24 protein-coding genes and 1 rRNA gene (1 of these 25 cut by a window edge) are annotated in these 25,068 nt (G+C 59.1%); 10 read left to right on the forward strand and 15 right to left on the reverse strand.

Annotated elements, in window-relative coordinates; translation table 11 throughout:
* Positions 1-706: ribosomal RNA gene (locus LOY50_RS25950) — 16S ribosomal RNA — on the reverse strand (it extends 831 nt beyond the left edge of the window).
* Between the two features lie 550 nt (positions 707-1,256).
* A complete protein-coding gene (tyrS, locus tag LOY50_RS25955) occupies positions 1,257-2,456 on the reverse strand; it encodes a tyrosine--tRNA ligase (RefSeq protein ID WP_253469870.1) in 1,200 nt (399 codons plus the stop codon).
* Between the two features lie 212 nt (positions 2,457-2,668).
* On the opposite strand from tyrS, the gene LOY50_RS25960 reads away from it, so the two are divergent.
* Positions 2,669-4,087: a peptidoglycan DD-metalloendopeptidase family protein gene (locus LOY50_RS25960; RefSeq protein WP_258691277.1), complete on the forward strand. Its 1,419-nt coding sequence runs from the start codon at positions 2,669-2,671 to the stop codon at positions 4,085-4,087.
* A gap of 2 nt (positions 4,088-4,089) precedes the next feature.
* Entirely contained in the window at positions 4,090-5,181 is a 1,092-nt protein-coding gene (locus tag LOY50_RS25965; RefSeq protein ID WP_258689526.1) for an anhydro-N-acetylmuramic acid kinase, read from the forward strand.
* A gap of 66 nt (positions 5,182-5,247) precedes the next feature.
* Here LOY50_RS25965 and erpA read toward each other — a convergent pair whose 3' ends face one another.
* Together erpA and argC are read right to left on the reverse strand one after the other, a co-directional pair.
* Positions 5,248-5,598 carry an iron-sulfur cluster insertion protein ErpA gene (gene erpA, locus LOY50_RS25970; protein ID WP_003206114.1) on the reverse strand — a complete coding sequence of 117 codons (351 nt, stop codon included), beginning with the start codon at positions 5,596-5,598 and terminating at the stop codon, positions 5,248-5,250.
* A 148-nt stretch (positions 5,599-5,746) separates the two neighbouring features.
* The gene (gene argC / locus LOY50_RS25975) at positions 5,747-6,781 is read right to left on the reverse strand and encodes an N-acetyl-gamma-glutamyl-phosphate reductase (protein WP_258689527.1); all 1,035 of its coding nucleotides are present in this window, start codon (positions 6,779-6,781) and stop codon (positions 5,747-5,749) included.
* Between the two features lie 135 nt (positions 6,782-6,916).
* On the opposite strand from argC, the gene hemJ reads away from it, so the two are divergent.
* The 6 genes from hemJ (at position 6,917) to coq7 (ending at position 11,366) form a co-directional block, all read left to right on the forward strand.
* Positions 6,917-7,348 carry a protoporphyrinogen oxidase HemJ gene (hemJ, locus tag LOY50_RS25980; protein ID WP_003206117.1) on the forward strand — a complete coding sequence of 144 codons (432 nt, stop codon included), beginning with the start codon at positions 6,917-6,919 and terminating at the stop codon, positions 7,346-7,348.
* 35 nt (positions 7,349-7,383) lie between these two features.
* Positions 7,384-8,352 carry a nitronate monooxygenase family protein gene (locus LOY50_RS25985; protein ID WP_258689528.1) on the forward strand — a complete coding sequence of 323 codons (969 nt, stop codon included), beginning with the start codon at positions 7,384-7,386 and terminating at the stop codon, positions 8,350-8,352.
* A 51-nt stretch (positions 8,353-8,403) separates the two neighbouring features.
* A complete protein-coding gene (locus LOY50_RS25990; protein WP_258689529.1) occupies positions 8,404-9,372 on the forward strand; it encodes a DUF805 domain-containing protein in 969 nt (322 codons plus the stop codon).
* A gap of 62 nt (positions 9,373-9,434) precedes the next feature.
* A complete protein-coding gene (locus LOY50_RS25995; RefSeq protein ID WP_214509833.1) occupies positions 9,435-10,223 on the forward strand; it encodes an SDR family oxidoreductase in 789 nt (262 codons plus the stop codon).
* Between the two features lie 81 nt (positions 10,224-10,304).
* On the forward strand, positions 10,305-10,643 hold the full coding sequence (locus LOY50_RS26000) for a histidine triad nucleotide-binding protein (protein ID WP_003316306.1): 339 nt from the start codon (positions 10,305-10,307) through the stop codon (positions 10,641-10,643).
* Between the two features lie 75 nt (positions 10,644-10,718).
* Positions 10,719-11,366 carry a 2-polyprenyl-3-methyl-6-methoxy-1,4-benzoquinone monooxygenase gene (gene coq7, locus LOY50_RS26005; RefSeq protein WP_014340488.1) on the forward strand — a complete coding sequence of 216 codons (648 nt, stop codon included), beginning with the start codon at positions 10,719-10,721 and terminating at the stop codon, positions 11,364-11,366.
* A gap of 114 nt (positions 11,367-11,480) precedes the next feature.
* Here coq7 and LOY50_RS26010 read toward each other — a convergent pair whose 3' ends face one another.
* Entirely contained in the window at positions 11,481-11,903 is a 423-nt protein-coding gene (locus LOY50_RS26010; RefSeq protein WP_003206127.1) for an OsmC family protein, read from the reverse strand.
* Positions 11,904-12,139: 236 nt separating this feature from the next.
* Here LOY50_RS26010 and crp point away from each other — a divergent pair, with 236 nt between their 5' ends.
* The gene (gene crp / locus LOY50_RS26015; protein WP_060740379.1) at positions 12,140-12,784 is read left to right on the forward strand and encodes a cAMP-activated global transcriptional regulator CRP; all 645 of its coding nucleotides are present in this window, start codon (positions 12,140-12,142) and stop codon (positions 12,782-12,784) included.
* Here crp and LOY50_RS26020 read toward each other — a convergent pair.
* The 4 genes from LOY50_RS26020 to LOY50_RS26035 are packed head-to-tail and all read right to left on the reverse strand — an operon-like array spanning position 12,781 to position 15,971.
* The gene (locus LOY50_RS26020; protein ID WP_258689530.1) at positions 12,781-13,482 is read right to left on the reverse strand and encodes a lipoyl protein ligase domain-containing protein; all 702 of its coding nucleotides are present in this window, start codon (positions 13,480-13,482) and stop codon (positions 12,781-12,783) included. The genes crp and LOY50_RS26020 overlap by 4 nt on opposite strands.
* Positions 13,483-13,485: 3 nt before the next feature.
* The gene (gene trpC / locus LOY50_RS26025) at positions 13,486-14,322 is read right to left on the reverse strand and encodes an indole-3-glycerol phosphate synthase TrpC (protein WP_214509835.1); all 837 of its coding nucleotides are present in this window, start codon (positions 14,320-14,322) and stop codon (positions 13,486-13,488) included.
* Positions 14,319-15,368, reverse strand: coding sequence for an anthranilate phosphoribosyltransferase (gene trpD, locus LOY50_RS26030; protein ID WP_253469893.1), 1,050 nt, complete (start codon positions 15,366-15,368; stop codon positions 14,319-14,321). Before trpD ends, trpC begins: the two co-directional genes overlap by 4 nt.
* Before the next feature lie 9 nt (positions 15,369-15,377).
* On the reverse strand, positions 15,378-15,971 hold the full coding sequence (locus LOY50_RS26035; RefSeq protein ID WP_063324125.1) for an aminodeoxychorismate/anthranilate synthase component II: 594 nt from the start codon (positions 15,969-15,971) through the stop codon (positions 15,378-15,380).
* 411 nt (positions 15,972-16,382) lie between these two features.
* Here LOY50_RS26035 and estP point away from each other — a divergent pair, with 411 nt between their 5' ends.
* Positions 16,383-18,290, forward strand: coding sequence for an esterase EstP (gene estP / locus LOY50_RS26040; RefSeq protein WP_258689532.1), 1,908 nt, complete (start codon positions 16,383-16,385; stop codon positions 18,288-18,290).
* Between the two features lie 175 nt (positions 18,291-18,465).
* Here the strand turns inward: estP and trpE are convergent, their stop codons facing one another.
* The 6 genes from trpE to LOY50_RS26070 form a co-directional block, all read right to left on the reverse strand.
* The gene (trpE, locus tag LOY50_RS26045; RefSeq protein WP_253469900.1) at positions 18,466-19,947 is read right to left on the reverse strand and encodes an anthranilate synthase component I; all 1,482 of its coding nucleotides are present in this window, start codon (positions 19,945-19,947) and stop codon (positions 18,466-18,468) included.
* 70 nt (positions 19,948-20,017) lie between these two features.
* Positions 20,018-20,836, reverse strand: coding sequence for a phosphoglycolate phosphatase (locus LOY50_RS26050; protein WP_214509839.1), 819 nt, complete (start codon positions 20,834-20,836; stop codon positions 20,018-20,020).
* Positions 20,833-21,507, reverse strand: coding sequence for a ribulose-phosphate 3-epimerase (gene rpe / locus LOY50_RS26055; protein WP_057449607.1), 675 nt, complete (start codon positions 21,505-21,507; stop codon positions 20,833-20,835). Before rpe ends, LOY50_RS26050 begins: the two co-directional genes overlap by 4 nt.
* A 78-nt stretch (positions 21,508-21,585) precedes the next feature.
* Positions 21,586-22,734 carry an iron-containing alcohol dehydrogenase gene (locus LOY50_RS26060; RefSeq protein ID WP_253469902.1) on the reverse strand — a complete coding sequence of 383 codons (1,149 nt, stop codon included), beginning with the start codon at positions 22,732-22,734 and terminating at the stop codon, positions 21,586-21,588.
* A 203-nt stretch (positions 22,735-22,937) separates the two neighbouring features.
* A complete protein-coding gene (locus LOY50_RS26065; RefSeq protein ID WP_057449609.1) occupies positions 22,938-23,762 on the reverse strand; it encodes an ABC transporter permease in 825 nt (274 codons plus the stop codon).
* Positions 23,763-23,775: 13 nt separating this feature from the next.
* Positions 23,776-25,023 carry an ABC transporter permease gene (locus LOY50_RS26070; RefSeq protein ID WP_214509842.1) on the reverse strand — a complete coding sequence of 416 codons (1,248 nt, stop codon included), beginning with the start codon at positions 25,021-25,023 and terminating at the stop codon, positions 23,776-23,778.
* Positions 25,024-25,068 lie beyond the last annotated feature (45 nt).

Genomic DNA, 25,068 nt, shown 5'->3' on the forward strand with positions numbered 1-25,068 from the left:
TTCCTATATCTACGCATTTCACCGCTACACAGGAAATTCCACCACCCTCTACCATACTCTAGCTCGACAGTTTTGAATGCAGTTCCCAGGTTGAGCCCGGGGATTTCACATCCAACTTAACGAACCACCTACGCGCGCTTTACGCCCAGTAATTCCGATTAACGCTTGCACCCTCTGTATTACCGCGGCTGCTGGCACAGAGTTAGCCGGTGCTTATTCTGTCGGTAACGTCAAAACACTAACGTATTAGGTTAATGCCCTTCCTCCCAACTTAAAGTGCTTTACAATCCGAAGACCTTCTTCACACACGTGGCATGGCTGGATCAGGCTTTCGCCCATTGTCCAATATTCCCCACTGCTGCCTCCCGTAGGAGTCTGGACCGTGTCTCAGTTCCAGTGTGACTGATCATCCTCTCAGACCAGTTACGGATCGTCGCCTTGGTGAGCCATTACCCCACCAACTAGCTAATCCGACCTAGGCTCATCTGATAGCGCAAGGCCCGAAGGTCCCCTGCTTTCTCCCGTAGGACGTATGCGGTATTAGCGTCCGTTTCCGAGCGTTATCCCCCACTACCAGGCAGATTCCTAGGCATTACTCACCCGTCCGCCGCTCTCAAGAGGTGCAAGCACCTCTCTACCGCTCGACTTGCATGTGTTAGGCCTGCCGCCAGCGTTCAATCTGAGCCATGATCAAACTCTTCAGTTCAAACATCTTTGGGTTTTGAGAAAACCCTAAACTTGGCTCAGCAATCGTTGGTTACATCTTTGATTTCTCGCGGAGTAACTTGTGATGCTGATAATCTGTTGACTAGCAGTCTGACTCCACAAGCACCCACACGAATTGCTTGATTCAGTTGTTAAAGAGCGGTTGGCTGAGTCTTTCGTCTCAACCGAGGCGCGCATTCTACAGCGCCCCGTGTATCTGTCAAGCGGTTATTTTCAGAAGTTTTCAAAGTTTCCTTTGCAACTTCAACCACTTGCGCCTCCGATCTCTCGTTAGCGGGAGGCGAATTCTACAGCGTTACTCGCTGCTGTCAACACCTCTTTTTCACCGCTTTCGACCGAGAAGATCGAACCGCCGATAGAGCCAAACAACACCGCTCTACCTGCTCCTTCCGGGCCTCGATGAACTGAAGCCCAACACCTTCGAAACCTACTTAACTCATTGAATCTCAAGGAGTTTTCCGTTTCGACTGCGCCGGAAGTGGGGCGAATTATAGACTTCCAGAATCTGCCGTCAACACCTTTTTTCAGCTTTATTCGGATTTCAGCGTAATACGCGCGAAAGCCTTCTTGCCGGCCTGACATACATGAGTAGAACCCAGCACATATATATAGGTGCGATCCACAACCTCACCATCTATACGCACGCCGCCCGAACCCAGGAGATCTCGCGCCACCGCTGCGTTCTTGACCAGGCCTGCTTTATTAAGGACTGCCGCAATCGGCATATCCTCGGCAGCAGTCAACTCGATCTCCGGCAGATCATCCGGCAACTCACCGTCCTTCATGCGATTACCCGCCGCACGATGAGCATTGGCCGCAGCCTCCTCACCGTGGAAACGAGCAACAATCTCTTCGGCCAGCTTGATCTTGATGTCTCGCGGATTGGCCCCCGCCTCGACATCGGCACGGAACGCATTGATCTCATCCATGGATCGGAAGCTCAACAGCTCGAAGTAACGCCACATCAGCACATCAGGAATGGAGACCAGTTTGCTGTACATGACGCCTGGCGCTTCCTGGATACCTACGTAGTTGCCCAGCGACTTGGACATCTTCTTCACGCCATCCAGACCTTCCAGCAATGGCATGGTCAGAATGCACTGCGCCTCCTGACCATAGCCGCGCTGCAACTCACGCCCCATCAACAGGTTGAACTTCTGGTCAGTACCGCCGAGCTCAACGTCCGCGCGCAACGCGACCGAGTCATAACCCTGTACAAGCGGGTAGAGGAACTCATGAATGGCAATTGGCTGATTGGATTTATAGCGCTTGTCGAAATCATCGCGCTCGAGCATACGAGCCACGGTGTATTGAGACGTCAGGCGAATGAAATCCGCCGGCCCCATCTGATCCATCCAAGTGGAGTTGAAAGCCACTTCAGTCCTGGCCGGATCAAGAATCTTGAAAACCTGAGTCTTGTAGGTCTCGGCGTTATCGAGAACCTGCTCACGAGTCAGCGGTGGGCGCGTAGCACTCTTGCCGCTTGGATCACCGATCATCCCGGTGAAGTCACCTATAAGGAAGATGACCTGATGCCCCAGATCCTGGAACTGGCGCAGCTTATTAATAAGCACGGTATGACCCAGGTGCAGATCGGGCGCCGTCGGATCGAAGCCAGCCTTGATACGCAGCGGCTGCCCGCGCTTGAGCTTTTCGATCAGCTCGGACTCGACCAACAGTTCTTCCGCACCACGTTTGATCAGCGCTAGCTGCTCTTCAACCGACTTCATAACAGACCCGTAAGGCTCAGATTCAAAGGGCCCCAACCATACAAGATCGCGCACCAAATACAAGGTTTGCCCGGCGCGCGGACGCCAATCCACAGAACAGAGCGTTCGCGGGCTTGCTTCGCAGGGGTTTTGGTTATATTTTATACAGTTATTTCATCTTCATCATGTCATTCATCTTTTCCAATTCATCTTTTCAAAAGTCAAAATTACTTATGACCACAGAACCGTCTAAAGCGCCACCGCTTTACCCAAAGACCCACCTGCTTGCCGCAAGTGGCATCGCAGCCCTCCTTAGCCTGGCGCTCCTGGTGTTTCCCTCCAGCGATGTTGAAGCCAAAAAGACGACTCTGAGTCTTGAACTGGAAAGCCCTGCTGAACAACTGACACAAGAACAAGACGCCGCCGAAGCCGTTCAAGCCACAAACGAACCGGCCGCCTCTCCTTTTGCGCAGATTGAAAACAGCCCGCAAGACACCGCCGAGGCCGCCACCCAAGTAGAAGCGCCTGTAGCAGAAGAGAAGAAGGGACCAGACCATCGCGAAGTGATTGTTGCCAAGGGCGACACACTTTCCACCCTCTTCGAAAAGGTTGGCCTGCCCTCGACTTCGGTCCATGAAATCCTGGCCAGCGACAAGCAAGCCAAGCAGTTCACTCAACTGCAGCGCGGCCAGAAACTCGAATTCGAACTCAATCCAGACGGACAGCTGACCAACCTGCACACCAAGCTGAGCGACATGGAAAGCATCACCCTGACCAAAAACGACAAGGGTTATGTATTTAACCGCGTCACCGCCAAGCCTACCGTTCGCTCGGCCTACGTTCATGGCGTCATCAACAGCTCATTGTCCCAGTCGGCGGCTCGTGCCGGCCTTTCCCATAGCCTGACCATGGACATGGCCAGTGTATTTGGCTACGACATCGACTTCGCCCAGGACATTCGCCAGGGTGACGAATTCGACATCATCTATGAGCAAAAAGTGGTCAACGGCAAGAGCGTCGGCAACGGTCCGATTCTTTCCGCGCGCTTCACCAACCGCGGCAAGACGTACACCGCAGTGCGCTACACCAACAAGCAAGGCAACAGCAGCTACTACACTGCCGACGGCAACAGCATGCGCAAGGCCTTCATCCGTACACCGGTTGATTTCGCCCGTATCAGCTCGAAGTTCTCCGCCGGTCGCAAGCATCCAATCCTGAACAAGATCCGCGCCCATAAAGGCGTCGACTACGCCGCCCCCCGTGGTACGCCAATCAAGGCTGCTGGCGACGGCAAGGTATTGCTGGCCGGACGTCGTGGCGGTTATGGCAACACCGTGATCATCCAGCACGGCAATACCTATCGCACGCTGTACGGCCATATGCAGGGCTTCGCCAAAGGCGTGAAGACCGGCGGTACTGTCAAGCAAGGGCAGGTGATCGGCTACATCGGCACTACCGGCCTGTCCACCGGCCCACACTTGCATTATGAGTTCCAGGTCAACGGCGTCCACGTCGATCCACTAGGCCAGAAACTGCCGATGGCCGATCCGATCGCCAAGGCCGAGCGCGCGCGCTTCCTGGCCCAAAGCCAACCCCTGATGGCTCGCATGGATCAAGAGAAAGCCACCATGCTGGCCTCGAGCAAGCGTTAAGCATGGCGCTCTATATCGGTGTGATGTCCGGGACCAGCCTGGATGGCTTGGATATCGCACTGATCGAACTGACCCCGGCGATCAAGTTGATCGCCACGCACTACATTCCGATGCCCGCCGTCCTGCGCACCGAATTGCTCGGATTGTGCAGCAGTGGGCCCGATGAAATCGCCCGCTCCGCCATTGCCCAGCAAAGCTGGGTAAAGCTCGCTGCACAGGGTATCCATACCCTGCTCAACGAACAGAAACTCAAGCCTGAAGACATCACGGCGGTCGGCAGCCACGGCCAGACCATCCGCCATGAACCAGCCCGCGGGTTTACCGTACAGATTGGCAATCCGGCCTTGTTGAGTGAGTTGACCGGCATCGCCGTCGTCAGCGATTTCCGCAGCCGCGACGTCGCCGCCGGTGGACAAGGCGCCCCGCTGGTTCCGGCATTTCACGAAGCACTGTTCGGAGAACGAGTCGGTAATCGCGCCGTGCTGAATGTCGGCGGTTTCAGCAATCTCAGCCTGATAGAGCCCGCAAAACCAGTAGCCGGTTTCGACTGTGGCCCAGGCAACGTATTGCTCGATGCCTGGATACACCAACAACGAGGCGAGCATTTCGATCGCGACGGCCAATGGGCTGCCAGCGGGAAGGTCGAACCAGTTTTACTCAAGACACTGCTCAGCGATCCCTTCTTTGTCACCAAGGGTCCGAAAAGTACCGGGCGTGAAGTATTTAACCTGCCTTGGCTGATACAGCATTTGTCGCAGTTGCCAGCCTTCGCCCCGGAAGACGTGCAGGCAACGTTGCTCGAACTGACAGCCCTGACCATCGTCGAATCCCTTCAACATGCCCAGTCCAATACTCAAGAGTTGCTGGTCTGTGGCGGCGGCGCGCACAACCAGACGCTCATGCGGCGCCTGGCTGACTTGCTGCCGGATGCCAAAGTCAGCAGTACGGCGGTGTACGGCGTAGACCCGGATTGGGTTGAAGCCATGGCCTTCGCCTGGCTTGCCCATTGTTGCCTTGAAGGTATTCCCGGCAACCGCCCAAGTGTCACCGGCGCACGCGGGCTACGCGTACTCGGCGCCATCTACCCGGCCTGAATCCAATAATGACGGACACAAAAAAGCCGCAGGGCCCTAAGGCGCTGCGGCTTTTTATTGAAGTACTCAGATCGAGAACGAAGAACCGCACCCACAGGTCGTGGTCGCATTTGGGTTCTTGATCACGAATCGCGAGCCTTCCAGGCCTTCCTGATAATCCACCTCGGCACCTGCCAGGTACTGGAAGCTCATCGGATCGACCACCAGGCTGACCCCTTCGCGCTCGACGATGGTGTCGTCGTCGGCCACTTCTTCATCAAAAGTGAAACCGTACTGAAAACCGGAACAACCGCCGCCCGTGACAAACACGCGCAGTTTCAAACGATCATTGCCCTCTTCATCGACCAGGCTCTTCACCTTGTGCGCGGCACCGTGGGTGAATTGCAAAGCCGTGGGGGTGAAGGTTTCGACGCTCATGCTGAATATCTCCCGGCGCTTACGCCGCCATAATGCGTGATGGCAGGCATTATCCGCTTCTCCTAGAAAATCGGTCAACTATTTAGAAGAGCAGCAGCGACTACAAGCCTCAAGCTTGTAGTTGCCAACTGAAAGCGTGTGACTGCCGTTACGGCAACATCCCTGCATGGGACAGCCCCAGGCGCTCATCCAGCCCGAACAGGATGTTCATGTTCTGCACTGCCTGGCCGGACGCACCCTTGACCAGGTTATCGATGACCGACAACACCACCACCAGATCACCGTCCTGCGGACGATGCACGGCGATCCGGCAAACGTTCGCACCGCGTACGCTGCGGGTTTCCGGATGGCTGCCTGCCGGCATTACGTCGACGAACGGCTCGTTGGCGTAACGCTTTTCAAACAACGCCTGCAGGTCCACCGAACGATCGACGACGGTCGCATAAAGAGTGGAGTGGATACCACGAATCATCGGCGTCAAGTGCGGCACGAAGGTCAGGCCGACCTCCTTGCCCGCAGCCCGGCGCAATCCCTGGCGAATTTCCGGCAGGTGACGATGCCCCTTGACCGCGTACGCCTTCATGCTTTCCGACGTTTCGGAGTACAGCGAACCGACACTGGCGCCACGCCCGGCCCCACTGACACCGGACTTGCAGTCGGCAATCAGACGCGAAACATCGGCAAGACCGGCCTCGAGCAGCGGCAGGAACCCCAGCTGAGTTGCCGTCGGATAGCAACCTGGCACCGCGATCAGTCGGGCCTGCTTGATTTTCTCGCGATTGACTTCCGGCAATCCATAGACTGCCTCGTCGAGCAGATCCGGCGCGCCGTGAGGTTGACCGTACCACTTGGCCCATTCATCGGCGTCCTGCAGGCGGAAGTCCGCCGACAGGTCGATGACCTTGGTCCCGGCGGCCAGCAGTTCACCCGCCAGGGCGTGGGCGACACCGTGGGGCGTGGCGAAGAACACCACATCGCAAGCGCCGAGGGTCTTGATGTCCGGAACGCTGAACGCCAGGCCGTCGTAATGACCTCGCAGGTTCGGGTACATGTCGGCGACGGCCAGGCCGGCCTCGGATCGGGAAGTGATGACCACCACCTCAGCTTGCGGATGCTGTGCCAACAGACGCAGCAGTTCGACACCGGTGTACCCCGTGCCGCCGACGATACCGACCTTGACCATAAACCTGCCCTCAACGAACCCACTGGAAAGCCGTCGATGATAGGGGCCGCAGGGCCCGGCGACAACCGCCAAGGTGACGTGCGGACGCTCTAACCTCTACTATCGGGCTACCGTGAATCCTGGGAATAACTAAAAATGCTCTATCTGTGGCTCAAAGCACTTCACATCGTCAGCATGGTCTGCTGGTTCGCCGGCCTGTTCTACCTGCCTCGCCTGTTTGTCTATCACGCCCAAAGCGAGGACAGCGTCAGCAAGGAGCGTTTCAGCGTCATGGAGCGCAAGTTGTATCGCGGCATCATGGGCCCGGCGATGATTGCCACCCTGGTATTCGGCATCTGGCTGCTCAGCCTCAACGCCGGCGCCTACTTCACCCAAGGTGGCTGGATGCACGCCAAGCTGACCCTGGTCGTGCTGCTGATCGGTTACCACCATATGTGCGGCGCCCAGGTAAAACGCTTCGCCCGTGGCGAAAACACCCGCAGCCATGTCTTTTATCGCTGGTTCAATGAAGTGCCGGTCCTGATATTGCTGGCTATCGTAATTCTGGTTGTCGTCCGACCGTTCTAATCTCCAATCAGCGTCCATTATCCGGGGTACTTGCGATGTCGTTGCCCGCTCTGCTTGAACAACGCTTGCGCCTGCCCGTCGTGGCAGCGCCAATGTTCCTGATTTCCAATCCGCAACTGGTGCTGGCCTGCTGCCGTAACGGCATCGTCGGTAGCTTTCCGGCGTTGAACCAGCGCGAAAGCAGTGGCTTCAAGGCCTGGCTGGAGGAAATCGAAGCAGGCCTGGCGACCCTGGAAAATCCGGCACCCTACGCTGTGAACCTGATCGTCCATCACAGCAACCCGCGGCTTCAAGTCGACTTGGCCATATGCATCGAACACAAGGTGCCGATTGTCATCACCAGCCTTGGCGCGGTGAAGGAGTTGGTGGATGCCGTCCATGCTTATGGCGGACTGGTGTTCCATGACGTGACGACCCGGCGTCATGCCGAGAAAGCCGCCGAAGCCGGTGTCGATGGCTTGATCGCCGTTGCCGCCGGTGCAGGCGGACACGCCGGGACCTGGAGCCCGTTTTCATTGATTGCCGAGATCCGGCAGTTTTTTGATAAGACCTTGCTGCTTGCAGGATGCCTGAACCACGGTCATCAGATTCTGGCCGCACAATTGCTCGGCGCCGATCTGGCCTACTTCGGTACGCGCTTTATCGCTACGAGCGAAAGCCACGCCCCTGACGCTTATAAAGAGATGTTGCTCACATCCAGAGCCGCAGACATCGTGCATACTCCCGCTGTATCCGGAGTGCCGGCCAGTTTCATGCGCCAGAGCCTGGAGAACGCCGGTTTCGATCTGGCCGCTCTGCAGAACAAGGGCGAGGTGGATTTTGGCTCGAAACTCAAACCGCTGAACGATGAAGCCAAGGCCTGGAAAACCGTATGGTCCGCGGGCCAGGGCGTGGGTGAAATCAATGATTTGCCCAGCGTCGATCAGTTGGTGGCACGCCTGGATGAAGAATACCGTCAGGCACATGCCCGGGCGGCGCAGCTTGGCGGGCAATGGCCCCGCTGAAGCAACCCCAAAACAACAGTTACTTAACTTTCAGAGACAAGGATGCCGGGCATGAGCGAAACCCGTTTCAACATCGTATTCGACGGAGGCCTGATGCCGGGCGTCGATACCACCACAGCCAAACTCAACCTCGCCGAACTGTTCAAAAGCGACACCAGCGCCATTGAACGGCTGTTCACCGGTCGCAAGGTTGCCCTTAAAAGCAACCTGTCCCAGAGCGAAGCCCAGCAGTACCTGGAAGCGCTCAACAAGAGCGGAATCGACGCCCGAATCGAAGCCGAACCTGCCGCCCTCCAACTGAGCCTTGGCGAAGTACAGGAGTCGCCGCAACAGCCGGGTGGACGCCATCCAGAGTCGATCGTCGACCCCGTCTCGCCGTACGCGCCTCCCCGCGCCGAAGTGGGTGAAGCGCTCGCCGAGTACAGCACGCTAAAACCCTTCAGCTTCGATGGGCGTATCGGGCGTTTGCGCTACCTGGCCTGGACCATGGTGTTGACCCTGGCCATGCTGCCCTTGGTCGGCCTGGGCTTCTGGTTGGCCACGGCCTGGCTGCTGGCTTCCAACTCGATAGCTGCACTGATTGTCGGCGGCCTGCTCGGCGCAGCCGTTGTACTTGCCTTTGCCTTCGTGAGCATCCAGTTCAACGTCCAGCGCCTGCATGACCTCGGCTGGTCGGGGTGGTTGTGGCTGGTCAACCTCGTTCCATTCGTGGGCAGCATCTTCCCGTTCATCCTGATCATCGCCCCAGGCAATACCGGTGCAAACCAGTATGGTCCGCCGCCACCGCGCAATACCACGGCAGTCAAACTGCTGGCGTCGCTTTGGCTTGTGATGATCGTCCTGATTTTCCTGGCTACCTTTGCCGGCATCTTCGGAGCCCTCCAGGAGGATTACGACAGCAGCAGCCTGAGCAGCTATGAAAGCAGCGAGTCCAGCAACGAAACCACCGAAGAACCCGCTGTCGAGGCAGCCGAGCCCGCCTCGCCTTCTGTAGACTATGAGGAAGAAGAGGAACAATAAGCGCGCTTCATGCCGGTGACAGCCCAGTCAACTGGCGGCGGGCTGTTGCGATGGAGAACTGCATGACCCGTTACGCACTGATCACTGGCGCTTCCAGCGGCATTGGCCTGGCCATGGCTGAAGCGCTGGCCCGGCGCGGCCGCAACCTGATACTGGTGGCTCGACAGCGTGATCGGCTGGAAAGTATTGCAATCGAACTGACTCAGCGGTTTGGCGTAGAGGTGTTGTTCCGGGCCTGCGACCTGGGAGAACCGCTGAGGCTTTCAGGCTTTCTCCTGGAACTGGAGGAAGGCGAGCGGCAGATTGATCTGCTGGTCAATTGTGCTGGCATCGGCACCAGCGGGCCGTTCCTGGGCCAGGACTGGATGACCGAGCAGGATCTGATCGAAGTCAACATCCTCGCCCTGACACGGCTTTGTCATGCCATCGGTAACAGCATGGCGCTGCTTGGCGGCGGCCAGATCCTCAACGTCGCCTCGACTGCCGCGTTCCGGCCCGGCCCCTGGATGAGTACCTATTACGCCAGCAAGGCCTATGTGCTGCACTTCTCCGAAGCCCTGCGGGTCGAGCTGAAGAAATGCGCGATCAAGGTTTCGGTGCTTTGCCCTGGCCCGACCCGGACCGGCTTCTTTTCCAGGGCGCAGATGGACGAACAGAAACTCATCGACAGCAAGTTGCTGATGAGCCCGGAAGAAGTGGCCCTGTACGCCGTGCGCGCACTGGACCGCAACCGCGCCATCATCATTCCCGGACGCCGCAACCGCTGGCTGGCCGCACTGCCGCGACTGGGGTCGCGATGGCTGGTACGAACCATCGCCGGCATGATCAACAAGGCTTATTGCCCGCGCTGACCCCTTCAAGTTGAATAACCAGGCGCCTCAACCGGAGCCTTCACGCCCCCGACCTCGACGAACCCAACGGAGAAAACAGCTGTGGATACTCTGTTTACCAAGATTATCAACCGGGAAATCCCGGCGAAGATCATTTACGAGGATGACCAGGTATTGGCCTTCCACGACATCGCCCCGCAGGCGCCTGTACATTTTTTGGTCATACCGAAAAAACCGATCCGCACCCTCAATGACCTGACCGAGGAAGACAAAGGCCTGGCTGGACACATTTTGTTCACTGCTCAGCGCCTGGCACTTGAATTGGGCTGTGAAGAAGGTTTTCGCGTGGTGATGAATTGCAATGAACTGGGTGGGCAAACGGTCTATCACATTCATATGCATGTGCTGGGGCAGCGCCAGATGAACTGGCCGCCGGGCTGATACCCCTGACCCAACGCAAATCTTCGGCGGTCGATTGGGTTAAACTGGCCGCTGTGATTTTTCCCGGAGGTAAGCATGACTACCCAACGTCACTACTCGCCGATTGACCGTCTGTTGCTGCAAGCTGATACCGCGATGCGCACGCTGCTGCCCTTCAGTGGCCAGCCGTACCGCCCATCACCGGCTATCGTGCAGCCAGACGCGCAACTGAGTGACGAGCAAACCCGCCACGTCGCCGGACTGATGCGCATCAACCACACCGGCGAAGTCTGTGCCCAGGCGCTGTATCAGGGCCAGGCGCTGACAGCGAAGCTACCGCAAGTGCGTGAGGCAATGGAGCATGCCGCCGAGGAAGAAATCGACCATCTGGTCTGGTGTGAACAACGGATTCGCCAGCTGGGCAGCCATACCAGCGTCCTGAACCCGCTGTTCTATGGGATGTCATTCGGGATCGGCGCCGTTGCCGGGTTGATCAGTGACAAAGTCAGCCTCGGTTTCGTTGCGGCGACCGAGCATCAAGTGTGCAAGCATTTGAATGAACACCTCGAACAACTGCCAGCCGAGGATGAAAAATCCCGGGCGATCCTTGAGCAGATGCGCGTGGATGAGGAACACCACGCCGAGAGTGCGCTTGAGGCCGGTGGCTTCCGTTTTCCGGCCCCGGTGAAGTTCGGCATGAGCCTGCTGGCCAAGGTCATGACCAAAAGCACTTATCGGATTTGACGGCAATTGGGGACTGACTAGCTCATTCCCACGGAAATTAAAAAGGCGACGTCCCCCTAGGGAAGTCGCCTTTTTTCTGTCCGAAAACTTCAATACGGCCCGTCAGCTATCGACTCAACCCAACTCGATGATTTCATAATCGTGGGTGATTTCGACCCCGGCGGCGCCAAGCATGATCGAAGCCGAGCAGTATTTCTCGGCGGACAGCTCAATGGCGCGCTTGACCTGGGCTTCCTTCAGGGCCCGCCCCTTCACCACGAAGTGCATGTGGATCTTGGTAAACACTTTGGGATCTTCAGTGGCGCGCTCTGCCTCCAGGAAAGCTTCGCAGCTTTCGACCGCCTGGCGGGATTTTTTGAGAATGCTGACCACGTCGAAGTTGCTGCAACCGCCCACGCCCAGCAGGAGCATTTCCATCGGCCGAACACCCAGGTTCCGCCCACCGGCCTCTGGCGGGCCGTCCATGACGACCACATGACCACTGCCTGACTCACCGAGGAACATGGCTTCACCAGCCCATTGGATGCGTGCCTTCATCGCCAAGACTCCACTGTTAAAAAAAGGGTCGCCAGCTTAGCACAGCGCTCCGGCATGACCGCTCTGCGTCTTAGGAGACCTGACCTACCAGCACGTAGGTAAATTCTCAAATCAATTAAGGACGCCTCTGTTAAGCTGGCCATACGCCAACTCGCTGGCGCATGGCCAGCTTTTAGCGATAGCCATTCGCGTCTATAAAAAAACCAAATCACTGCGCAGTCTTTCGGGATACAACCATGGTTGCCATTACTCCCACGTTCAAGATCAAGAATCTCGACAAACTCTTGATGCATTGCCAGCGCCGCCGCTATCCAGCCAAACACAACATCATTTGTGCGGGAGATCGTTCCGAGACGCTGTTTTTCATCATCAAGGGGTCGGTCACTATCCTCATAGAAGATGATGACGGTCGGGAAATGATCATCGCCTACCTCAATTCCGGGGATTTTTTCGGCGAGCTGGGGTTATTCGAACAGGCGGGCAAGGAACAGGAACGCAGTGCCTGGGTGCGGACCAAGATTGAATGTGAAGTTGCGGAAATCAGCTACGCAAAATTCCGAGAACTGTCCCTGCAAGACCCAGACATTCTTTACGTTCTCAGCGGACAAATCGCACAGCGCCTGCGCAATACCACCCGCAAGGTCGGCGATCTCGCATTTTTCGATGTCACCGGACGAGTCGCACGCTGCCTGTTGGAACTGTGCAAGCAGCCCGATGCCATGACCCACCCGGACGGCATGCAGATCAAGGTGACCCGCCAAGAGATTGGGCGGATTGTCGGCTGTTCGCGGGAAATGGTCGGTCGCGTTCTCAAGGATCTGGAAGAGCGCAACCTGGTCAGTGTCAAAGGCAAGACCATGGTGGTGTTCGGAACGCGTTAGGCGCCCAGCAGATTGCTCAGCAGCTCCCGGTACAAAGCGTCGAGCCGCTCCAGCGCGTGAGGCGCCGGGAATTTTTCATGCAGGGCAATATGGCTCTCAGCTCGCACTCGCCGCTCCAGGCCGCAAGCCTCATTGAAGCGATTGACTGCCGCGACCATGGACTCGCGCTCGTTCTCCAGCAAAAGCGCGCCATGAACCAGCCCCACCGGACGTTGGCCACCCTTGCTCTGGCGCCAGCGCTGAGCGGTGCCCACCATTTTCCGGCCGTCGAGGTTGACGTTGAAGCGCCCGTCACAAAAAGCCCCTTCCACCTCTCCCAGCGAAGCTACCCCGCCCAACTCGTCCAACAGCTGACAGATGGGATCGCACAACCGGCGATACCCGGTTTCGATACGTCCGTGGTCACCTTCACTGCGCGGTGGTGCGTAGACCAAGGCGATATTGACCGTAGCGGCTGACTGCGGCACCGGTTCGCCGCCCGTTTCGCGCAACAGCACCGGCCAACCGTTGGTGGCCGATACTTCACAGGCGTGTTCAAACCCCGGCAGGCGACTCAAGCGACGCGGCATAACCAGCGCACGGTCGTTGGGCTGCCAGAACAGCAGGCCGAACTCGGCGTCGCCCGCGCAGATGCTGGCCAACAGATCCTGTTCGGCTTGCAGGCCAGCTTCGACGGTGAGGGAAATCACAAGCGACATGGATCAGTCCAGCGTCGAGCCGCTCACCGGCAGACCACGCTCAGGAAAGAACAGTCGCTGCAATTCCGTACCCGGGTTCTCGGCGCGCATGAACGCTTCGCCCACCAGGAACGAGTACACATCGCTGACTTCCATCAGCTCGACATCGGCCCGGTTGAGGATCCCGCTTTCGGTGATGACCAAGCGATCGCGCGGAATGCGCGGCAACAGGTCCAGGGTGGTTTCCAGGCTCACTTCGAAAGTGTGCAGGTTGCGATTGTTCACGCCGACCAGTTTGGTATCGAGGGTTTTCAGGGCTCGCTCCAACTCGTCACCGTCGTGGACTTCCACCAGGACGTCCAGCCCGACGCTTTTGGCAACGGCCGCCAGCTCGGCCATTTTCACGTCGTCCAAGGCGGAAACGATCAACAGTACGCAGTCGGCGCCCAGCGCACGCGCCTCGATGATCTGGTACGGGTCGATCATGAAATCCTTGCGGATCACTGGCAGCTTGCATGCCGCCCGCGCCTGCTTCAGGTAATCGTCGGCCCCTTGGAAAAAGTCGACGTCGGTCAGCACCGAGAGGCAGGTAGCACCGCCCTTCTCGTAGCTTCGCGCGATCTCGGCCGGGACAAAGTGCTCGCGAATCACGCCCTTGCTGGGGGACGCCTTCTTGATTTCGGCAATCACCGCCGGCTGTTTTTTCTTGGCCTGATCGATCAGAGCCTGGGCAAAGCCGCGCGGCGCATCCGCTGAACGCGCCAGGCTTTCCAGCTCGGCCAGACTGACCCGAGCGCTGCGCTCGGCCACTTCCTGGGCCTTGCGAGCCAGAATTTTTTCCAGAACCGTTGGCACGCTCATCCTTCGTTCTCCACTTTGAATACGGCGGTAAATGCACCCAATTCTTCGAGCTTTTCCCTGGCCAGCCCAGTGTGCAGTGCATCATGGGCCAGTTCCACGCCTTGCTTGAGGCTGCTGGCGTGGTCGGCGGCGTACAACGCGGCACCGGCATTGAGCACGATCATCTCGGCGGCTTTCTGGCCATTCTCGGTCTTGCGACGCCCCAGGGCATCACGAATCAGCTCCAGCGACTGGGCCGGGCTGTCGACTGCCAGCCCGTGCAGGCTCTGGCTCTTCATGCCGAGGTCTTCAGGTTCGACCCAATACTCGCTGATCTGATCATTTTTTAGTTCGGCCACGAATGTAGGCGCCGCCAGGCTGAACTCATCCAGCCCATCCTTCGAATGGACCACCAGTACGTGCTTGCTGCCCAGGCGTTGCAAGACTTCAGCCAATGGCCGGCACAACGCCTGGCTGAACACACCGACTACCTGATGTTTCACGCCGGCCGGATTCGTAAGCGGGCCGAGCATGTTGAACAGCGTACGCAGGCCCAGCTCACGGCGCGGCGCGGCGGCGTGTTTCATGGAGCTGTGATGGTTTTGGGCAAACATGAAGCCGATGCCGACATTATCAATGCAACGGGCCACTTGGATCGGCGTCAGGCTCAGGTAGATACCGGCCGCCTCCAGTACATCGGCGCTGCCACTCTTGCCAGAGACGGCGCGATTGCCGTGTTTGGCCACCGTGCAACCAGCTGCCGCGACGACAAATGCCGAGGCGCTGGAAACGTTGAAAATATTAGCGCCGTCACCACCGGTGCCCGCTACATCCACTACACCGTCCAGCGTCTTGAGTTCGACCTTGTCCGCCAGCTCACGCATCGCCGAAACCGCACCCACGATTTCATCGATGCTCTCACTCTTCATGCGCATGGCCATCATGAACGCGCCGATCTGCGCATCCGAGCATTGGCCGGTCATGATTTCACGCATCACGTCGCGCATCTCGTCGGTGCTCAGGTCGAGATGGCCGACGATACGGCTCAGGGCTGTCTTGATATCCATGAAAAGTCCTTAGCGCGTGCCGCCGGTTTGTTTGAGAAAGTTGGCGAACAGTTCGTGGCCCTGTTCGGTGAGAATAGACTCGGGATGAAATTGCACACCCTCGATATTCAGCGTCTTGTGGCGCAGCCCCATGATTTCATCGACCGAGCCATCTTCAAACTGGGTCCAGGCGGTCAATTCCAGACAGTCGGGCAGAGTTTCGCGCTTGACCACCAGGGAATGGTAGCGGGTTACGGTAAGCGGATGATTCAGCCCCTCGAACACGCCCTTGTCCTCGTGGAATACCGGGCTAGTCTTACCGTGCATGACTTGTCGGGCACGCACCACGTCGCCGCCGAACGCCTGGCCGATCGACTGATGTCCCAGGCAAACACCGAGGATTGGCAGCTTGCCGGCGAAATACTTGATGGCGTCGATGGAAATGCCCGCTTCGGTCGGCGTGCACGGGCCGGGCGAAACTACGATTCGCTCAGGCTTGAGGGCTTCGATTTCGGCGATGGTCAATTCGTCGTTGCGCACGACCTTGACCTCGGAGCCCAGCTCGCCGAGGTACTGCACAACGTTGTAGGTAAAAGAGTCGTAGTTATCGATCATCAGCAACATGGCGTAAGCAACCTATTGAATTCACTGACTTTAAATACAGCCTTCAGAGAGAGACCCGCACGCTGCTGCGCTTGGCGAGGCAAGTGATGCCCCTGCGAAGCGGCTCTACGAGCGGGTAAAGAAGGCAAATCGGTACAGGTCCGGCGAGGCCGGCGGAGAATGTTCAGGCGCGCCAACGCCAGCGGGCGTGAGCCTTGATCATTTGATCCAGAAGTTTGCTGACAATCGACACAGGGAAAGTCTCGTTCATACGTCCCGGCACAGTAGCTTAGCTGGGCGGAGCACGCAATATGAGCGATCCCGAAGGGCTTTGAAACAATCGCGACGTTCAAGATGGATGGCAAAATGCCGGAAGTTTTTGGTACTGTCGTTTCGTTTTCTAACAAAAATAAGATAAAAACGGACTTCCTCATGATCAAAAAAACGCTGTTCGTACCGATTGCCGGTTGCCTGCTGGCGATGGCCTGCGCCCAGGCGAGCGCCGCCCCCAACCCTTATTCCAAGTTCATCGTGTTCGGCGACAGCCTCAACGACGCTGGCCAGTTTGCCGACCCGAATGGTCCACCCGGCTCGACCGAGCGTTATACCAACCGAACCGGTCCGATCTACACCGACGGCAGCGGCGAGGCCTACTCCGCCAACTCCACCCAGTTGCTCGGTGGGCGCCTGGGTTATTCCGCCGACGAGACCGCCGCTTCCACTTCGGCGGTCCGCGCCGGCGAGGGGCTGGCGGACGGCAACAACTGGGCAGTGGGCGGTTATCGTACCGACCAGATCCTCGAATCGATTACTGGCGTGTCCGACACCGGCGAGCGCAGCCGTCCCGGCTACTTGCAGTCCAATGGCCTGCGCGCCGATCCGAATGCGCTGTATTACATTTCCGGTGGTGGCAACGACTTCCTACAAGGTCGGGTGCTGACCCCCGAACAAGCGAACGCCGCCGCGGACCGCCTGGCCGACAGCGTCCAGGTGCTGCAAACGGCCGGCGCGCGCTATGTGATGGTCTGGTTGTTGCCCGACCTGGGCCTGACCCCGGCCCTCAACGGCGGTCCTTTGCAAGATGCCTTTTCGCAACTGGGCAACCAGTTCAACCAACAACTGATCACACGACTACAAGGCATCGACGCTGAAATCATTCCATTGAACATTCCGCTTCTGCTGAAGGAAAGCTTCGCCGACCCAGCAAGATTTGGCCTCGCCACCGGTGAGAATCTCACCGCGACCTGCTTCAGCGGCAACGGCTGCACGGAAAACGCCACCTACGGCATCAACAGCGCCACGCCTGATCCCACCAAGCTGATCTACAACGACGCGGTCCATCCGACCGAAACCGGGCAAAAACTGATCGCCGACTACGCCTATTCCCTGCTCGCGGCACCATGGGAGCTGACGCTGTTGCCGGAAATGGCCCACTCGACCCTACGCGCCCATCAGGACGAGTTGCGCAGCCAATGGCAATCGGACTGGGAGAACTGGCAGGCCGTCGGCCAATGGCGAGCCATCGTCGCAGGCGGCGGCCAGCATCTGGACCTGGACAGCCAGAGCGGCGGCGCCAGCGCCGACGGCAGCGGCTACAGCCTGAACATCGGCGGCAGCTATCGCCTCAACGACGCGTGGCGCGTGGGTGTCGCCGCCGGTTTCTATCGCCAGGACATGGAAGCAGGCCATAACGACTCGGACTACAAGCTCAACAGCTACCTGGCGACCGCTTTCGCCCAGTTCCAGCAAAACCGCTGGTGGGCCGATGCAGCGCTGACCGGCGGCAAGCTCGACTATGACAACCTGGAGCGCAAGTTCGACCTGGGCGTCAACGAAGCGCAGGAGAAAGGCGACACGGACGGCCATCTATGGGCATTCAGCACGCGGGTGGGCTACGACATCGCCCAGCCGGGCAGCGAATGGCACCTCTCGCCGTTTGTCAGCGCTGATTATGCGAAGGTGGAAGTCGACGGCTATTCGGAAAAGAGCAGCCGTTCCACAGCCCTGACCTTCGACGACCAGACCCGCGATTCGAAACGCCTGGGCATTGGCTTGCAGGGTAAATACAACATCACCCGCCAGACCCAGGTGTTTGGCGAATATGCCCACGAACGCGAGTACGAAGACGACACGCAAAAGGTCAACATCGCCCTCAACAGCCTGCCGGCCAACGACTTCACACTGGAAGGCTATACGCCACAGAGCCACCTCAATCGCCTGAGCCTGGGGGTCAGCCACAAGTTGACCAACGACTTGGCGCTACGGGGTGGTTATACACTGCGCAAGGATGATGACATGACCCAACAAGGGGTAAGCCTGGGGGTAAGCCTGGATTTCTGAGCGTAGAGAACCTGTAGGAGCGAGCTTGCTCGCGATAGCGGACTGTCAGTCGACCTATGGGTTGAATATGACGGTCTCATCGCGAGCAAGCTCGCTCCCACATGTTGATCGAGTTGCCTGAACGAACTGTGGCGAGGGAACTTGCTCCCTCGCTACAGTTGTTTGTTCGAGGGTTTCAGTCGTTCGAGGTCTGCTCGGCAAGCGCCACGGCGCGGAACATGGCCCGGCGCTTGTTCAGGGTTTCTTCCCACTCCAGCGCCGGCACCGAGTCGGCGACGATACCGCCGCCGGCCTGTACGTGCAGTTCACCGTTCTTGATGACGGCGGTGCGAATGGCAATGGCGGTGTCCATATTGCCGTTCCAGGCGAAGTAACCCACGGCCCCGCCGTACACGCCCCGCTTGACCGGCTCCAGTTCGTCGATGATTTCCATCGCGCGGATTTTCGGCGCGCCAGACAAGGTGCCCGCCGGCAGGATCGCCCGCAAGGCGTCCATCGCCGTCAGCCCGGCCTTCAACTGGCCGGTGACGTTGGAAACGATGTGCATCACGTTGGAGTAGCGCTCGATGACCATCTTCTCGGTGAGCTTCACCGAGCCGATTTCCGAGACCCGCCCGGTGTCGTTGCGCCCCAGGTCAATCAGCATCAGGTGCTCGGCGATTTCCTTGTCGTCTGACAGCAGGTCCTCTTCCAAGGCCCGGTCAGCTTCCTCCGTGGCGCCACGGGGACGAGTGCCGGCGATCGGTCGCACCGTGATCAGGTTGTCTTCGACCCGCACCAGCACTTCCGGCGAACTGCCCACGACATGGAAGTCGCCGAAGTTGAAGAAATACATGTAGGGCGTCGGGTTGAAACAGCGCAGCGCCCGATAGAGATCGATGGGCGCTGCCTTGAAGTCGATGGACATCCGTTGCGACGGCACGACCTGCATGCAGTCACCGGCGAGGATGTACTCCTTGATGGTATCGACGGCCCGTTCGTAATCGTCCTGGGTGAAACTGGAACGAAACACCGGATCGGCCGCCGACTGCTTGCTGAAGTCCAGGCCAGGACGCGGAGCGATCGGCTGACGCAACTTTTCCAACAGTGCTTGCAGGCTTTGTTGACCTTGCTCGTAGGCATCTTCCTGGGACGGATCGGCCAGAACGATGGCGTGCATCTTGCCGGCGAGGTTGTCGAAAACGACGACCGCGTCGGACACCATCAGCAAAATATCCGGCACGCCCAGCGGATCGGGGTTCGGGCAGGTGCCCAGGCGTTTTTCCACGTAGCGCACGCAGTCGTAGCCGAAATAACCCACCAGGCCACCGTTGAAACGCGGCAGGCCGGGGATGGTCGGTACGTTGTAGCGGGCCTTGAAGGTTTCGACGAACGCCAGCGGGTCTTCGACTTCGAGGCTTTCGATTTCGACACCGTCGTGGGTCACGCTGACGCGATGGTCATGGACCCGCAGCACCGTGCGGCACGGCAAGCCGATGATGGAATAACGGCCCCATTTTTCGCCGCCCTGTACCGATTCGAGCAAGTAGGAGTTGGGCTGGTCGGCCAACTTGAGGTAGATCGACAGCGGCGTGTCGAAGTCGGCCAGGGTTTCACAGGCAAGGGGGATGCGGTTGTAGCCGGCAGCGGCTAGACGCAGGAATTCTTCGCGGATCATGGGGTGCCTCGTGGCAAGAGGAGCTGACAGTCAGGTATGCAAACGCGCCGGATAACCGGCCAGGATCATGTCAGGTGCGCCAACGCCAGCGGGCCAGGGCCTTCATGACTTTCATCCAGAGTTTGCGAGTGACCACCACGATGGCGTTTCCAGAAGAGGATTGAACAGCGTCGGGCAACGTTATCTCAGCGGCCGGGTCCAGGCAACCGGGAATTAACAGGCGCAAATCGTCAATCACCAGCGTCGGAAACTCTTCGGCGATTGGCCGGCCGTGGTTGTAGCCGTAACTCAGTGCCACGCACTTGACCCCTGCCGCCTTGGCCGCCAGCACGTCACTGCGCGAGTCGCCGACGAACAAGGATTGAGAGGCCGGGATGTTGGCCATTTTCATCACGAAAAACAGCGCGGCCGGATCCGGTTTTTTCTGCGGCAAGGTATCGCCACCGATGATCCAGCGAAAATAGCGGCCGATTTTCATCTGGTCCAGCAACGGCGCAACGAAGCGCTCCGGCTTGTTGGTAATCAGGGCCATTTCCACGCCCTGCTTTTGCAGCCACTTGAGGGTGGAACGCACGCCGGGGTAGACCACCGTCAGCTGGTGATTGTCTTCGTAGGCTTCATTGAACAACTCCAGCGCCCGCTCGACCTCGGCATCATCGACACCTTGGGCGTCGATGTCATTGGCCAGGGCCCGGCGCACCAGCATCGGCGCGCCATTGCCGACCCAGTGGCGCACCGAATCGAGGCCGGCAGGCGGGCGTCCAAGCTTGAGCAGCATCGTGTCCACCGCCGCCGCGAGGTCCGGGACCGAATCGACCAATGTGCCATCAAGGTCGAACATCACCAGACGCGGCAAACTGCCGGGGAACAGCTGCTCGAAGCCGCTCATGGGCGCGCCAGGGCCAGTTCGGCGCGCATTTGTGCAATCACCTCTTCGTAGTTCGGTGCGTTGAAGATCGCCGAACCCGCGACGAACGTATCGGCGCCGGCCGCGGCGATTTCACGGATATTCTTCACGTTCACGCCACCGTCGATTTCCAGGCGAATATCACGGCCCGAGGCATCGATCAGCGCACGGGCTTCGCGCAGCTTGTCGAGCGTACCCGGGATGAACTTCTGCCCACCGAAGCCTGGGTTGACGCTCATCAGCAGGATCATGTCGACCTTGTCCATCACGTACTTGAGCACGTCCAGGGGCGTTGCCGGGTTGAACACCAGGCCGGCCTTGCAACCGCCTTCGCGGATCAACTGCAGGGAGCGGTCGATGTGCTGCGTGGCTTCAGGGTGGAAAGTGATGTAGGTAGCGCCGGCTTCGATGAAGTCACCGACGATGCGGTCCACCGGGCTGACCATCAGGTGCGCATCGATCGGCGCGGTGACGCCGTACTTGCGCAGCGCCGCGCAGACCATCGGGCCGATGGTCAGGTTGGGCACGTAGTGGTTGTCCATGACATCGAAGTGCACGATGTCGGCCCCGGCGGCCAGAACGTTGTCCACTTCCTCGCCCAGGCGGGCGAAGTCGGCAGAGAGAATCGACGGAGCAATAGCGAAGGGCTGCATGACGCACCTGTTTTGAGCGAAATCACGATGGCGCGCATTGTATACCTCAAGATTTGGCGCGCCCACCGTGGCAATCGATCAATACGCCGCGCGGTAGATCTTCTCGATATCGGCGGCGCTCAGTTTGCGTGGATTGTTGCGCATTAGCCGTTCTATTCCCGCCGCTTCCACCGCCATGGACGGAATCACGTCCTCGGTCACGCCCAGGCTGCTGAGGCCCTTGGGTATTTCCACGGCGGCGCACAACGCAACCATGGCTTCCACGGCTTCGTCGGCCGCTTCAAGATCACTCAGGTGAGCGGTCTTGAGGCCCATGGCCTCGGCGATGTCACGCATGCGCTCGACACAGGCCATCTTGTTCCAGGTCATGACGTACGGCAGCAACAAAGCATTGGCGACGCCGTGGGACACGTGAAAACGCCCGCCCAACGGATAGGCCATCGCATGCACCGCCCCGACCCCGGCATTGCCGAACGCCATGCCGGCCATCAGGCTGGCCGTGGCCATGTCTTCCCGGGCTTGCAGGTGAGCCGGGTTGGCATAGGCCTTGGGCAGCGCGCGGCTGATCAGCTTGATTGCGCCGATGGCCAGGGCATCGGTGATGGGCGAAGCATTGAGCGACAGGTAGGCCTCGATGGCGTGTGCCAGCGCATCAACGCCACTGGCAGCCGTGACGCCGCGCGGGCAGGTGAGGGTCATTTGCGGACTGACCAGCGCCACGTCCGGCAACAGATAATCGCTGACGATACCTTTTTTCAGCTGCGCAGCCTTGTCGGAGAGGATCGCCACGTTGGTGACTTCCGAACCAGTACCGGCCGTGGTGGGGATGGCAATCATGGGCGGGCCTTTGCGCGGCACCTGATCGACACCGAACATATCCTGCAGCTCGCCGTGGTAACCGGCATAGACGCCCACGCACTTGGCAATGTCGATGGCACTGCCACCACCGAGACCGATCAGGCCATCATGACCACCGTCGCGATAGGCTTGCATGCAGTCCTCGACAATGGCGATTTCCGGGTCCGGCATGACCCGGTCGAAAATCTCGTAGTCCCGTCCGCCCAGATGTTGCAGGGCCAGTTCCACGGTGCCGGACTTGACCAACGCCGCATCGGTCACGATCAGCGGGTTGTCGACGTCCAGGCGCGTCAACTCCGCGGCCAGTTGCTCGATGGCAGCAGCACCGGTGATCAGTTTATGGGCGATTTTGAATGAGGAAAGACTCATGTGCGCGGCCTCTTATTCGAGTATGAGCTGGCACAAGGATAGCTCGGTATTGAGGGTTGTCTGCCATTCAGCGCATGAATACACCTCAGCCCCCCTGTGGGAGCGAGCTTGCTCGCGATGAGGCCATCACATCCAACATTGATGCTGGCTGACACACCGCTATCGCGAGCAAGCTCGCTCCCACACTGGTTTTGCATGGGTCGTCAGACTTGGGTCGTACGCAGCTTCTCGCTACGCCCACGCAACCACTCCAGGGTCAGCAACAGGATCACCGAGAAGGCAATCAGCAGCGTCGCCGCCGCGGCGATGGTGGGGCTGAGGTTTTCGCGAATGCCACTGAACATCTGCCGTGGCAAGGTTGCCTGCTCGGGGCCGGCCAGGAACAGGGTCACCACCACTTCATCGAACGACGTCGCGAAGGCGAACAGTGCCCCGGAGATCACGCCCGGGGCGATCAACGGCAGGGTCACCCGACGAAACGCCGTCAGTGGCGAAGCCCCAAGGCTGGCAGCGGCCCGAACCAGGTTGTGGTTGAACCCCTGCAGGGTCGCCGACACCGTGATGATCACGAACGGTACACCCAGCACGGCGTGGACCACGATCAGCGAGAAGAAGCTGTTGCCCAACCCCAGCGGTGCGAAAAACAGGTAACTGGCCACGCCAATGATCACCACAGGCACCACCATCGGCGAAATCACCAGGGCCATCACCAACGCCTTGCCTGGGAAGTCACCCCGGGTCAGGCCGATGGCCGCGAGCGTGCCGAAGACCATCGCCAGCAACGTCGCCGCCGGGGCGACGATGATGCTGTTTTTCAGCGCTCGCATCCATTCGGCCGAGGCGAAGAAATCGTGGTACCACTGCAGCGAAAAGCCCTGCAACGGGTAGACCAGGAAGCTGCCGGAGTTGAACGACAGTGGAATGATCACCAGCACCGGCAGGATCAGGAACAACAGAATCAGCCCGCAGAGTGTGCGCAAGCAGTAGAACCACACCCGCTCGACGGGGGACATGTAAGGACTCACCATTTTCGATCTCCCCTTAGCTCAGGCGCAGGCGACTGGCGCCCACCAGCCAGCTGTAAATCAGATAAAGCACGATGGTCGCCAGCAACAGCAGCCCGCCGAGCGCCGTGGCCATGCCCCAGTTGATGCTGGTGTTGGTGTAGAACGCGACGAAGTAGCTGACCATCTGATCGTTCGGGCTGCCCAGCAGCGCCGGCGTGATGTAGTAGCCGATGGCAAGGATGAACACCAACAGGCAACCGGCACCGACCCCGGCATAGGTCTGCGGGAAGTACACCCGCCAGAAACTGGCGAACGGGTGGCAGCCCAGGGAAATCGCCGCACGCATATAGGTTGGCGAGATGCCCTTCATCACGCTGTAGATCGGCAGGATCATGAACGGCAGCAGGATGTGGACCATGGAGATGTATACGCCGGTGCGGTTGAACACCAGCTCCAGGGGCTTATCGATGACGCCCATGGCCATCAGCGCACTGTTGATCAGGCCACCGGACTGCAGCAACACGATCCATGCGGCGACGCGTACCAGGATCGAGGTCCAGAACGGCAGCAGCACCAGGATCATCAGCAGGTTGCTCTGGCGCGATGGCAGGTTCGCCAGCAGGTAGGCCAACGGATAGGCCAGCACCAGGCAGATCGCGGTGATCACCAGGCCCATCCAGAAGGTACGGGCAAAGATGTCGAGGTAGATCGCCTGGTCAGGGGTGGCCGTGGCCAGTTCGCCGAGGTCATCGATGCGGTGATCGACGGCCGCCAGCAGGTAATATGGGGTGACGTTGCTGGTGTTGCGGCGGATCACCTGCCAGTACGCTGGGTCCCCCCAACGCTCATCGAGGTTTTCCAAGGCTTCTTTATAGGAAGCCGGCTCGGTGGCAAACGGCAACGCCCGAGCGGTCTTGGTCAGCAGGCTGCGATAGCCGGCCAGTTCCATGTTCAGGCGCTTGGACAAGTCGCCCAGGGTCTGATTCTTGCGGGCGTCGGCCAGGTCTTCGCTGGCAGCCTTGTACACTGGCTCGCCCGGCAAACCACGTCCGTCCCAGGCAGCGACGGCGGCGACAGTGCGTGGCATCGCGCTCACCACTTCCGGGTTGCTGACGCTTTTGAACAGCAGCGCCACGATCGGTACCAGGAACACCAGCAACAGAAACAGCACCAGCGGCGCGATCAAGGCCTGGGCCTTCCAGCGGTTGATCCGCTCGGCGTGCTTGAGCCGTTGCTTGAGGGTGGGGCTGGTGCCCGCGTTCAGTGGAACGGCGATGGCCATGGCGAACTCCGCAAATCTTTTTGATCGTTACAGGGGCGGCGGGCC

This window comes from Pseudomonas sp. B21-010 (assembly GCF_024749325.1).
Lineage (GTDB): Bacteria > Pseudomonadota > Gammaproteobacteria > Pseudomonadales > Pseudomonadaceae > Aquipseudomonas > Aquipseudomonas kilonensis.